Raw genomic sequence first — 12,755 nt, forward strand, 5'->3', positions numbered from 1 at the left:
CTTTCAAAAATTAATTTTATATTTCCTTTCTCCTACTTTCTCTAAAATGCCTTCTTGCATAAGTCTATTCCGTTTATTGATAGCAGCTTGATATAATGCATTCTGTTTACTTTCATCCCTTGTTCTTAATCCTTTATCAGGCTTTTGTTCAAGATTATCTCTTATCTTTAAAAAATCCAATTTAGCTTTTTTTCGTTTTATATTATATTCCTTAAAGGATATCTTTCGCATATTACCACCTCTTGTAATTATTATATAATAGATTATATTAGTTAACAAATTTTTCTTGTTAATTAATACTTTAAGTCTAATCATATTCTAATAACTCCTGAATATCTTGCCAACTAATTTCATCCATAGGGTTGCTATTATTTTCAATTACGTTCTCAAAAATAGCTTCTTTTCTCTTTTGTAGTTTTAAAATTTTCTCTTCTACAGTACCAGTAGTAATCAATTTATAAACTATTACTTGGTTCTCTTGTCCAATTCGATGAGCTCGATCTGTAGCTTGCCTTTCTACCATAGGATTCCACCAGGGGTCAACATGGATTACAATATCAGCTGATGTTAAGTTTAATCCAGTACCTCCGGCTTTTAAGCTAATTAAGAATGCATTTACATCTGAAGATTGATTAAAACGATTTACTCGTTCCATACGATTTCTAGTGCTTCCATCTAAATATTCAAATTCTATTCCATTCTTTTTAAACCTATTCTTAATTAATTTTAGCATCTTAACAAATTGGCTGAAGACGATTAGCTTATGACCACCTGCGATAGCATCTTGTACTATCTCCAATAAGACATCTAATTTACCAGAGCTTAGTTTTTTATCAGAATCATCAAGGATTAAGCGAGGATGATCACAGACCTGTCTTAATTTAGTTAATGCTACTAAAATATTAATTTGGGAACGATTAAATCCTCGTTCCTCAACTGTTTTTACTAAATTCTCTTTAACCTCTTTTAAGATTAATCGATATGTATCTTCTTGCCCCTTGGACATCTGTACTGGTTGAATATTAATGATTTTATCAGGTAATTCAGTAAGAACCTCTTCTTTTTTGCGACGTAAAATAAAAGGAGCAATTCTTTCTTTTAATTCTAATAATTCTTCTTGATTATTCTCTTGATTAATAGGCTTTAAGTACTTACGTCTGAATTCTTTATAATTTCCTAAATATCCTGGCATTAAAAAGTCAAAAATAGACCATAGCTCTTCTAAAGAGTTCTCAATTGGAGTTCCGGTTAGAGCCAATCTATTCTTAGCTTTAATCATCTTGACTCCTTTAGCTCTTTTAGTACGACGATTCTTAATATGATGTGCCTCATCTAAGACAACATAGGAGAATGAAAAATCTTCTAAATCTAAATAATCACGGCTAATAATTGAATATGAAGTGATGAGCACTTGATATTGATTAAAGTTTTGTCTCATCTCCTCTCTATCTGTTGGAGACCCGTAGTAGACTAAATGTTCAAATTGAGGAAAGAATTTTTTAATTTCCTCACTCCAATTATAGATCAATGTGCGAGGACAGATGATTAAAGCTGGCTTATTTAATGATAAACTCTTTAATAAAGTCAGAGTTTGTAAAGTCTTACCTAATCCCATATCATCAGCTAGAATTCCACCAAAATGATATTTATTTAGGAAACGTAACCAATAGTAACCTTGTTTTTGATAATCCCTTAAAATATCTTTTGCTTTTATAGGAATATCAACTTCTTTAATTAGGTTATCAGCAGTAATATCTTCATTTAATTCATTATAAACCTGATTACCAACAAAATTAATACCAGTTTCCTCTATTAAATTACGATAATAAAGCAAGTTATAATAGCTACTACGATAACTGGCGTCTCCTTGGCTTTCTGCTAACTCAAGTAGCTGATTAATCTCTTGCTCCTGTTTATCATCTTCTAAGATTAAATATTGATTCCCAACTCGTAAATAATTATCTCCAGCCTTATTTTGACGTAAGAGCTTCTTAAGCTCTTGATAAGTATAAGTCTCTCCACCAAGATTATATTTTACTTTAAATTCAAACCAATCTATAGTTCCATCTTCATCATCATCTTTTAATTCAACTATCGGCTCAAGCTCTACAGGTTTTACCTCTACTTCATCAAAAGCAGTAGTAGTCTCTACATCCCACTCAGTTGGTAAATTATCTATCCCTTCAGTAATAAATTCTTGAATATCACTCTCATCTTTAATATTAAAATTGTTAGGGGAAACATGAAACTCATAATCTTCTAAGTAATTTATCAAGTTCTCTATAGGCTTAGTATCTAAACTAAACCACTCTTTAGGATCATCCTCCATTTGAGTATAACATTTATTATTAGAATCAAAACCTAAAATCTCTGAATTTTCATAAACCTCATCCCCTAATTTAACCTCTGAGTAAGATAATATATTATTATCTTGATAGTCAAACTTTACTTTAATCTCAGGTGGTTTTGAATTTAATTGATAACCTTCTAATTCTTCATCAATCTCTAACTCTAACTCTTCTTTAAGAGAAGGTAAGATTTCAAAGAGAAATTCACCTTGTTTCTCCTTAGGGATTAGAATATTATCTGGAATCTGCTCAATAGAATTAAATTCAAGGGGATGAACCTGAGAGTCAATTACTGTCCACTGTAGACGACTTTCTTGATGAAGATCCCCTTCATAAATAGGATAATCGAATTTTTTGGTCTTAATTTCTACTTGATCTAAATTCCCTTCTAAAATTAAATCAGGATATATGACTTCACCTTTTTTTACCCTTTTTTTAGTTTCATCTAAGTAAACTTCATTCTCTGTCATTAACCTTAATAAGAAATTAAAATTAGCCTGGCTTTTAGGAAAAAGTAGAGCACCTGGCGTTTGACTCTTACTGGTTTCTGTATTACTTAAATATTCTATATTAACTATATCATTATGACTTAATCCAGACACTATTTGATCTAAATTCTGATAAGCATAAGAAGCCTGAATATAATCAATTATAGAATCTAATTTATTAATTGGACAGTTAGGAGAGTCTAAGGTAAGTTTAAAATTAACCATTGCATCAATTGCTAACCCTTTAATATAATACTGTAGAGGAATATTTTTTGTAGTTTGAACACTTTCACTTAATTCTTCTAATTTTGTAAAGCTATTAAAATCATTAACCGGTAGACCAAGGAGATGATAATCTTCATTTAAAAATTTATATAATACAGCTACCTCGTGTTTACAAATAGATCCCCAGTCATAGGGACAAGTACAATCATTCTCAAAATGGATTTCATCTCCTTCCAATGATAAATCAATCTCAACTTGATAATTATAAGTTCCTTTTACTTCTGCTGTAAGAGAGAACTTTTTATTACCTCCATCAGAAATATCATAATCAAGGATTTTATTCGTTTCATAATATTTTTTACCTCGTTTATAGATCTTGCTTGGCACATAATCTGTAAGGGCATCAACATAGGACATTTACATCATCTCCAAATGAATTTCTGATTTTATTATACACTAACTGGTGTAATTTAATAATTGTTCATAGATTTTTATCTATCAAATAAACAAAATAAAAAGAAGCAGATGTTTGTATATAGATTCCAACACCTACTTCATGTATACTTAAGTTCCAATTAAATATTTAGACTTTTACTATTTATGCTTTTTTAGAAGTAGTTTCTACTATACTTTCTTCGGCCATAAATTCTTTAAAGAATACTATAAAGACTCCTAACATTAAAGCTAAAACACCTGCTATAGCCACATTTAATTTTTTATTTGGACTAATAGGGTTTTCAGGAACGATTGTCTGTTTTACTATGTCAATCTGATAATTTTTTTGACTAAGTTCCCTCATAGCTTGATTATAAGCTAGTTGTCCTTCTTGGTAATTTTGTCTAGTCATATTTAATTTATCCTTTAATAAACCCTTTTGCTTTTGATATTGAGCCACTTTAGACTGTAATTTAGGTATTTCTTTCTGTAATTTATCAATTTCATTTGTTAAAGAGTTTAATTCTGCTTTATTAGTGGTAAGTTTTTGTTGAATCTTATTTTTGATATTCATTAAATTAGAATACTGAGGACTTAAGCTTTCATTTTCAGTAATTAAGTTTTCTAGAATATCTTCATCATTAATGATTGCTTTTAACTTCCTTAAACTACTATCACTTATTTGTTCTCTAGTAACTATAAACTTATCTGTATTATTTATCATCTGCTGAATTTCTTTGTATCCTGCCGTTAATTTTTCTATATTATTCTGCAAATCAGATTTCTTTATTTCAAAAGTACTTAATCTACTTTCTCTTTCTTGAAGTTGAGAAGTTAATAAATTTAAATTAACCTTTTGATTAAAAGAAGTCCATTTATTTAAAGCAGTATTATATTCTTCTTTACTACTCTCCATATTTTGTTTTAAATTTCTAAAATATGAATTATTATGATTTTCTATAAATTCATCTACATTTTGCTGGAATAGCTTTATCCAGTAGCTAAGTATCTTCTTGGCTAACTGTGGGTCATTACTTTCCAGAGTAACTGTTACTAAATTTGAATCTTTCTTAGATGACACACTTAACATTTTATTTAAATTTTCAACAGTAAAATTTTCTTTATCTTTATCCAATTTAAATTTATTAATTACCTTCTGACCTAATTTAGGACTCTTTAAAAAACTCAAATAATCATCACTATCTAACTGTTTTTCATTTGATAAATTAAAGGTAGGAGCTAACATTTGAGCTTCTGTTTGATATACAGGAGCTATAAAATATTGACTAATAATACCGGCTGCTAAAACTGCTACTATAAATAAGCCAATGATTAATGCTTTTCCTTCCCATAATAATGTTATGTATTCCCTTAAATCTATTTCATAATAATCATCATAATGTGGTTCTCGATTAGGTTGTGGTTTTTCCATAAGTGATATTCTCCTCCTAAAATTAATTTATAATCTCTTGTACCATATTTAAAAATTCACCCTTCAATCTTTCTAACTTATTTTCAGAATCCTCTTGGCTATCACCTGCTACTGTAAGGTACATCTTAACCTTAGGCTCTGTTCCTGAAGGTCGAACAGTTATAACACTATTATCTTCTAAAGTAAACTGAAGCACATTAGCTTCTGGTAAATCTAATTCCGCTTCCTTATTTCCTTCTAAATCATAATCTTTGCCTGTTAAGTAATCTTTAACTCTAGTAACTGTCTTATTAGCAATTTCTTCAGGATTTTGATCGCGTAAAGTACTTAAAATCTTTTCTATCTTCTCTTGACCAGTCTTTCCTTTAAGTACAATAGACTCCAAATCCTCTAAATAATAGCCATACTTGTCCATAAGCCGTGTTAGTTGCCCTTTAAGGGTTAAGCCTTGTTCCTTATAGTAAGCGGTCATCTCAGCCACTAAAGCAGCTGCTATAACGGCATCTTTATCTCTAACAAAGGTATCAACTAAATAACCATAACTCTCTTCAAAGCCAAGAATAAAATCTTTCTCTCCTCTTTCTTCAAACTCTCTAATCTTCTCTCCAATAAATTTAAATCCTGTTAAAGTGTCTACTAACTCTACTCCATAATCGATAGCTATCTTTCTTACCATTTCAGTTGTTACTATGGTCTTTACTATTATTCCGTTATCAGTTAGATTACCTTTTGTTTGTTTTTGAAATAAAATATAATTAGCTAATAAAACTCCTATCTGATTTCCAGTTAATGATATATATCCTTCATTCTCATCTTTTATTAGAATTCCTAATCGATCAGCATCCGGATCAGTACCCATTATTAAGTCTGCGTCTTCTTTTTCAGCCATATCTAATGCTAAATCAAAGACTTCTATCGCTTCCGGATTAGGATAATCTACTGTAGAGAAATTAGGGTCTGGTTCCTCTTGCTCTTCAACTACACGGACATTGCTAAAACCTATTTCTTTTAAAGATCTTCTTACTGGCTTATTTCCACTTCCGTGTAATGGAGTATATATAATATTAAAGTTATCATCAATTTTTGAAATTATTTCTGGATTAATTACTAATTTTTTGATCTTGGCTATGTACTTATCTTCAATCTCATCACTAATAATCTTAAATAAATCCTTCTCCTCTGCCTCATCTCTTTCTATTCTCTTCACTTTAGAAAAATCTTTAATTTCTTTTATCTCAGTAATAATCTTCTCTGCCCGTTTAGGAACTATCTGTCCTCCATCGCTCCAGTATACCTTATAACCATTATACTCCGGAGGATTATGGCTAGCTGTAATAACTATCCCTGCTATGGCTTTTAATTCTCTAACAGCAAAAGATAATTCCGGCGTAGGCTTTAATTCATTAAATAAATAAGTCTTAATTCCATTTCCATTTAAGACTGATGCTGCTTCTAAAGCAAATTCTCTAGACTTAAATCTAGAGTCATGGGCAATAGATACACCTTGCTTTTTAGCTTGATCTCCCTGATTTAATATGTAATTAGCTAAGCCTTGGGTTGCTTTTCGAATAGTATATTTATTAATTCGATTAGTTCCAGCACCGATAATACCTCGGAGTCCACCGGTACCGAATTCTAGGTCAGTATAGAATCTATCTTCGATCTCTTTTTGATTATCAGCAATAGATTGTAACTCATCTTTGGTTTCTTCATCAAAGTAATCACTCTGTAACCATTGTTGATATCTTTCTTGATAAGACATTTGTTTATCAGCCTCCAAGTTGTGTGGATAATTAATTGATAGCTATGTAATCATAGTAGCGTTAATAACGTCACCCCATCTCTTCTTGACTAGCAAAACAGTAACCAATTCAATAAAATTTGTTTCATTCAAGGAGTGTTTTAATACAAAAACACTCTTTTTCTTTCATTTCACAAATTATATTGAATACTGTTTTGAATGTCGGCGAAGAGACAGGGTAACTCTCTTTCTATTTTTAATCAACAAATCTTATTTGACACTATTTTTAAGTCCGGCAAAAGATTAGGTAACTTCCTTTCTATTCTTTGAAAAACAAATTTTATTTAATACTGTTTTTCTAATGTCAGCAAAGAGACAGGGTAACTTTTATTATTCTTCAAACGACTTTCAGTAGTCTACTTGAATATCTAACATCAATTAATTATGGTTCATAAATAGTTATTCTTTCGTAGCTGCTATTTCTTTATATACGTCTTCTTTGAGTTCTTTTTGTAAGTAACCTAATAAGTATTCTTTGAAGTCTTCTCTTATGTCATCTCTAGAGAAGGCAATTTCTACTATGGCTTCTAAAAATCCTTGTTTGTTACCGATGTCGTATCTGCGTCCGTCGAAGACATGGGCATATACGTCATCTTGGTCTAATAGAGTTTTTAGGGCATCGGTTAGTTGAATTTCGCCGCCTTTTCCTGGCTCTGTATTTTCTAGAATATCAAAGATTTCTGGAGTTATTACATAGCGACCTAGAATAGCTATGTTAGATGGTGCTTCTTCTAAATTCGGCTTTTCTACTAAATCTTTGACTTTATATGTTCCATTCTTACCGTTAAAGTAGTCTACAATTCCATATTTATGGACTAAGTTATCTGGTACTTCTTGTACACCAATAACTGTTGATTCTTTTTCTTCGAAGGTTTCAACTAATTGCTTTGTTACTGGTTTGTCTGCTTTTACTATGTCGTCTCCTAATAGTACAGCAAATGGTTCATCACCGACAAAGGTTTTAGCACATAAGATAGCATGTCCTAGTCCTAATGGCTCCTTCTGACGAACATAATGAACATCTACAAGGTTAGATATATCTTGAACTATCTTTAATCTTTCTAGCTTACCTTGTTCTTCTAAGGATACCTCTAACTCAAATGATTTATCGAAGTGATCCTCGATTGCTCGTTTGTGACGACCTGTTATAATAATTACATCTTCTATACCTGCTTCTACTGCTTCTTCGACTATGTATTGAATAGTCGGTTTATCAACAATAGGTAACATTTCTTTTGGTTGTGCTTTAGTTGCTGGTAGGAATCTAGTTCCTAATCCAGCGGCGGGAATTACTGCTTTTTTTACTTTCATAAGTCATATACTCCTCCTTAAAGATAATCGAATATTATTGATTAAACCTACATTAAATTATTTTATACAAGACTCTCACGAGACTAGACACAAGACTTAAAAACAAATAATAGCTTATTGATAATATAATAATTATAAATTAGTCTGTATCTAATATTATCTGTTTTTTTAGTCATACATAATTTAAAATAATACTTCACTTTATTGTATAACATTTATAAGCAATTTTCAAAGCCGGATTCTGCCAATTGCTTCCTTAATTTCTTTATATCTTGAGCTTTTTTCTTATCACAGATTAAAATAGCGTCTTCTGTGTCAACTATGACTACATCTTCTAAACCAACAGTCGTTATTAATTTACCATTACCTTGAATAATGGAGTTTTTAGTTTCAAGACCAATATGATTACCTTTGACAACATTGCCAGCCTTATCTGCTTCTCTTACTCTTTCTAAAGCAGGCCAGCTACCTACATCATCCCAGCCGAAGTCTCCAGGGATTACATAGATATCATCAGCCTTTTCCATGATTCCATAATCTATGGATATACTATCTAGCTTTTCAAATTCTTTAGTTAATACTTCAAACTCACTCTCAGTACCTATAGCTTCTTTCATTCGCTCTAATGCCTGATGTAATTTAGGCATATACTTCTTAAACATCTTACGAATTGTAGAAACCTGCCAAACAAACATACCGCTATTCCAAAGATATGTACCTTGATCTAAAAACTGTTTAGCTGTTTTTCGATCAGGTTTTTCAGTAAATTCTTTAACTGCAAATATATCTTCATTTCCTTCTAATTTATCTTTTTGATCATAATGTATATATCCATAACCTGTTTCTGGATGATTAGGCTTAATACCAATGGTTACTAATCTATCCTCCATTTTAGCTATTTCCGCTGCTTCTTCTACTATTTCTAGATATCTTTCTTGATTCTTTATAAGATGATCAGATGGTAAGACTACCATTACTGCCTCTGGGTCCTTTCTTTCAATATATAAAGCTGCCAAACCGATACACGCAGCCGTATTCTTCCCCATAGGTTCTATTGTTATATTATCTTTAGGAATCTCTGACAACTGCATTTGAATATCAGTTGCATAATCCTGATTAGTAGCAATAAATATATCTTCATGAGAAGCTAATTCACTAATTCTAGAAACCGTAGCTTGAATCATACTCTGATCTTCATCAACTAAATTTAAAAACTGTTTCGGTTGGTGCTTACGACTTAAAGGCCAGAATCTACTACCGATTCCGCCAGCCATAATCAATGGTGTAATCATTAAATAAAGCCTCCTAGTAATTTATGTAGAATTATTTATATCTAGTTACTTATTCTGTAAAGTTTCTGCTTTTTCCTGCTATAGGTTGGGGATAATTTGTTGACGTTACCTCATTTCTTTTTGACTGGGAAAATAGTAAGGTGTATATCGTTACCCCATCCCTTTTAGACTGGAAAAACAGTAACCAATTAAATATAATTTGTTTTATTCAAGGAGTGTTTTAATACAAAAACACTCTTTTCCTTTCATTTCACAAATTATATTTAATACTGTTTTTCTAATGTCGGCAAAGGAATAGGGTAACTCCATTTGTATTTTAAAACATCAAATTCTATTTGACGCTGTTTTTAAGTTTGACAAAAGATTAGATAACTTTCTTTCTGCTAGATTAAAACAAATTTTTTTGGATACTGTTTTAAATGTCGGCGAAGAGACAGGGTAACTCTCTTTCTATTTTAGAGGGTAATAACAATTTAAAAATCCCATAACACTGAGCATGTCAATGTTATGGGATGTATTAATCAAATATCAAAAGGATTATATATTCTAATTCTTAATTTTTCAAAATCTTTTATATTACGAGTTACTAAGTTATAATCATTAAATATAGCTGTAGCTGCAATAATAGCATCTGGTAACTTAATATTATAATTCCTTCTAATATCTATAACTAGATTAACTATTTCATCATCAAGGTCAACAACATTGCAATACTCTAAAAACTGCTTAGCTTTTTTAAAACTTTCTTTCGTATGCTTTCTAAAACCTAAAAATTCCATTTGTGTTATTACTGAAATATTAAAATTCTTCTTAAAAATTTTATTTATTGTAGTTACTGATTCATCAGGAATATTTCCATTAAAGTGATATATAAGGATATTAGTATCAATTAAATGCATTATATCCTCTCCCATTCATCTCTCATAACTTTTATTTCCGTTTCAATACCTTTTATATCTAATATATTTGTAAAATCTTCAGGATTAAATTCTTCTTTTTTTTCCTCATCATCATCAATGGGTAAAATCAATACTTCTACTCTTTTATTTTTTAATTTCTGTGGTAATTTTATTATTTTATCTATCTCATTACTATCAATGATTTTTCTTATGAAATTCATAATAGCCCACCTCCATTATTCAGTATTCATTCTATATTAATTATTATATACTAGATAATGTTAATTAACAAATTTTTCTTATTAATTCAAAAATCCCATAGCACTGAGTGGAGCAATGTTATGGGAAGATTCCTGTTAGCTCTATCTTTAATTAACAGTTTTATTCTTTATCTCTAGAATTTTTTCTTTCGATAAGCCAGTTGCTTTCTCGACTTCTTTTAAATTAAAATTCATTTCTAATAATTTTTTTGCTACCTCTTCTTTCCCTTCTTTTTTACCCTCTCTTTTACCCTCTTCTCTTAATCTTTCAGCAATAGTCATCAGCTCTTCACTCCTTTCTGATGATATTTCTTTGGTTACCTTCTCTAAGTCGTTAACACTTAAATCTTCCTTAGCGTTCATTACATAACGAACTATAACTTCAAAATACTCAATTCCTTTTTCTTTCTCTTCTAATTCTTCTAAAACTATTAAGGCTTCTTTAAAACTCTCTACGAAATCCCCTCTAAAAATTCCTCTTAAAATTTCTAAGAAGATTCTTAATTTAGCTCCACCTTTTATCTCATCATGACTATATTTCGATAGATCATAAAGTAAATATTGATAATTAGGTACGTATTTGGCTACTACTTCTGGTACGTCTACTAATAAATCAGCTAAGTTTAAATCTATATCCCATTCTTTTTGACCATGATAGATGACTAAAGGAATAATTAATGGTAATTTATCTTTACTTTGTTGAAATTTTGATTCCCATATCTTTAACATATATTTTAAAAGTTGTAATGCTATTTTAGAAGAATGATAACTTTTATGTTCAATAATTCCGATGGAAGATAATTTTTTATAAAGTCTTTACTAGTTTCTAAGTCAGTTAGAGTCTCTTTGAAGAATTTATCGTGAGGATTATTGATATTACCCATCTAACTCAATGCTTTCTAATTCAATTATACCATATAATTAGCTATATGTTAAAAATCCCATAACACTGAATAGGTCAATTTTAGAAAGTAATGAATAGTTAATAATCAAAAATGTTTCTTATATATTCATTCCTAATATTTCGATAAATATAAAAATCTGTGTCAATTGAAATAATTTCTTTAATATCTTCTAGCTCTGACAATATAATTAATGTAGCATCTGCAAAGTCCATCGGCACATCTGAGTATTTATTTGATAATTTAATAATTCTGGATATGTTTGCTTTTGTTAGTTGAACTATATTTAATGCATCTCTTTCTATCCATCTTAGAAAATCAATCTGTGCTTGAACGTTAAAGTTTAGCATATGCAAGACTTCGGTGATGACTGGCCAGGTAGTATATAGGCGTCCTTCATATGATCTTAAAAAGTCTTTAATAACTTGGTGATGCTTGTCATCCCTATCAAATAAAGCAATTAGAGGGCCAGCATCAATCAGACATTTTTTCATTTATTTTTTCTCTCACTTTCGTTTTATATGTGGTAGAGAGGTCTCCCTGGCCACTACCATACTTGCCAAAAAATTCTTCACCTAAATCATATGGTTTCGTTTGTTGTTCTTGTTTTTCCATATACATTTCAAGTGCTTCTTTAACTATATCCGATTTAGTTATATCTTCCTGTTGAGATAGTAAGTTGATTTTTTCTTCTAATTCCTTTGATAGCCTTACACTAATCATAATACCACCTCCGTATTACATATTGTATTACAAAGAAAATATAATGTCAATAATAATTCAAAAATCCCATAACACTGAGTGGGTCAATGTCATGGGATAAATAGTTAGTTTGTTGCTTATATGTCATCAATATAATTCCGCTGCTTGCCGTTCATTCCGCCTCCTGCTTCATTCACTTTCAAAAAACACCGTTCCACCATAGCCAGTATACAGACCAATACTGGCTATGGTAGTAAGTCCTGAGTAAGTAGAAAAGATTAGTACTCTAATTTAAAGGCAAAGAGCTAAAAGCATTCTTCTACAGCCTCCATGGCTCCACGGTGTTTTTAAGAGTCGCTCTGGAAAGTATATTGACTAATTATAATTAGTAGCACCAGTTAATTATATTTAAGTTAATCCGAGGTGCTAATCTCTTCTATATAGATCTCTGGTATATACCTTCTCTTCAACATCTTCTAACTCTTGATTCATTCTATTTGCAACTATCAGATCTGACATATTCTTAAAATCTGCTAGATCCGTAATTACTTTAAAACCTGCAAACTCTTCTTCCTCTAGAGTTGGTTCATAAATGACTAACCCTACATCTTTATTCTCTAATCTATCCATTACTCCTTGAATAGCAGATGCTCTAAAGTT

General features: G+C 30.5%; 10 protein-coding genes and 2 pseudogenes. All 12 read right to left on the minus strand.

Annotated features, from left to right (window positions below):
- Window positions 1–3: 3 nt before the first annotated feature.
- Window positions 4–231, minus strand: a complete 228-nt coding sequence (locus B5D41_RS12540; protein WP_143555722.1) for a hypothetical protein — start codon at window positions 229–231, stop codon at window positions 4–6.
- 76 nt (window positions 232–307) lie between these two features.
- Window positions 308–3,478 (minus strand): DEAD/DEAH box helicase, encoded by a 3,171-nt coding sequence (locus tag B5D41_RS12545; protein ID WP_078810993.1) that lies wholly within the window; start codon window positions 3,476–3,478, stop codon window positions 308–310.
- 181 nt (window positions 3,479–3,659) lie between these two features.
- A complete protein-coding gene (locus B5D41_RS12550; protein WP_078810994.1) occupies window positions 3,660–4,928 on the minus strand; it encodes a GumC family protein in 1,269 nt (422 codons plus the stop codon).
- 22 nt (window positions 4,929–4,950) lie between these two features.
- Window positions 4,951–6,690 (minus strand): phospho-sugar mutase, encoded by a 1,740-nt coding sequence (locus B5D41_RS12555; protein WP_078810995.1) that lies wholly within the window; start codon window positions 6,688–6,690, stop codon window positions 4,951–4,953.
- 438 nt (window positions 6,691–7,128) lie between these two features.
- Window positions 7,129–8,040, minus strand: a complete 912-nt coding sequence (gene galU, locus B5D41_RS12560; RefSeq protein ID WP_078810996.1) for a UTP--glucose-1-phosphate uridylyltransferase GalU — start codon at window positions 8,038–8,040, stop codon at window positions 7,129–7,131.
- A gap of 215 nt (window positions 8,041–8,255) precedes the next feature.
- Window positions 8,256–9,332 carry a mannose-1-phosphate guanylyltransferase gene (locus tag B5D41_RS12565; RefSeq protein ID WP_078810997.1) on the minus strand — a complete coding sequence of 359 codons (1,077 nt, stop codon included), beginning with the start codon at window positions 9,330–9,332 and terminating at the stop codon, window positions 8,256–8,258.
- 521 nt (window positions 9,333–9,853) lie between these two features.
- On the minus strand, window positions 9,854–10,231 hold the full coding sequence (locus B5D41_RS12570) for a type II toxin-antitoxin system VapC family toxin (protein ID WP_200806473.1): 378 nt from the start codon (window positions 10,229–10,231) through the stop codon (window positions 9,854–9,856).
- Complete coding sequence (locus B5D41_RS12575; RefSeq protein ID WP_078810999.1) at window positions 10,231–10,452, minus strand: hypothetical protein; 222 nt, start codon at window positions 10,450–10,452, stop codon at window positions 10,231–10,233. The genes B5D41_RS12570 and B5D41_RS12575 overlap by 1 nt, the downstream gene beginning before the upstream one ends.
- 147 nt (window positions 10,453–10,599) lie before the next feature.
- Window positions 10,600–11,375: pseudogene (locus B5D41_RS12580) on the minus strand (Rpn family recombination-promoting nuclease/putative transposase).
- Between the two features lie 98 nt (window positions 11,376–11,473).
- On the minus strand, window positions 11,474–11,887 hold the full coding sequence (locus tag B5D41_RS12585; protein WP_078811000.1) for a type II toxin-antitoxin system VapC family toxin: 414 nt from the start codon (window positions 11,885–11,887) through the stop codon (window positions 11,474–11,476).
- A complete protein-coding gene (locus B5D41_RS12590) occupies window positions 11,868–12,116 on the minus strand; it encodes a ribbon-helix-helix domain-containing protein (protein ID WP_078811001.1) in 249 nt (82 codons plus the stop codon). The genes B5D41_RS12585 and B5D41_RS12590 overlap by 20 nt, the downstream gene beginning before the upstream one ends.
- 405 nt (window positions 12,117–12,521) lie before the next feature.
- Window positions 12,522–12,755: pseudogene (locus B5D41_RS12595) on the minus strand (UDP-glucose 6-dehydrogenase); the annotation flags it as partial.

It is taken from the genome of Selenihalanaerobacter shriftii, assembly GCF_900167185.1.
Lineage (GTDB): Bacteria > Bacillota > Halanaerobiia > Halobacteroidales > Acetohalobiaceae > Selenihalanaerobacter > Selenihalanaerobacter shriftii.

Coding starts and splice junctions, on each gene's coding strand:
- B5D41_RS12540 (WP_143555722.1), bottom strand. CDS start 231: ATGCGAAAGATATCCTTTAAGGAATATAATATAAAACGAAAAAAAGCT.
- B5D41_RS12585 (WP_078811000.1), bottom strand. CDS start 11,887: ATGAAAAAATGTCTGATTGATGCTGGCCCTCTAATTGCTTTATTTGAT.
- B5D41_RS12590 (WP_078811001.1), bottom strand. CDS start 12,116: ATGATTAGTGTAAGGCTATCAAAGGAATTAGAAGAAAAAATCAACTTA.
- B5D41_RS12550 (WP_078810994.1), bottom strand. CDS start 4,928: ATGGAAAAACCACAACCTAATCGAGAACCACATTATGATGATTATTAT.
- B5D41_RS12565 (WP_078810997.1), bottom strand. CDS start 9,332: ATGATTACACCATTGATTATGGCTGGCGGAATCGGTAGTAGATTCTGG.
- B5D41_RS12570 (WP_200806473.1), bottom strand. CDS start 10,231: ATGCATTTAATTGATACTAATATCCTTATATATCACTTTAATGGAAAT.
- B5D41_RS12545 (WP_078810993.1), bottom strand. CDS start 3,478: ATGTCCTATGTTGATGCCCTTACAGATTATGTGCCAAGCAAGATCTAT.
- galU (WP_078810996.1), bottom strand. CDS start 8,040: ATGAAAGTAAAAAAAGCAGTAATTCCCGCCGCTGGATTAGGAACTAGA.
- B5D41_RS12575 (WP_078810999.1), bottom strand. CDS start 10,452: ATGAATTTCATAAGAAAAATCATTGATAGTAATGAGATAGATAAAATA.
- B5D41_RS12555 (WP_078810995.1), bottom strand. CDS start 6,690: ATGTCTTATCAAGAAAGATATCAACAATGGTTACAGAGTGATTACTTT.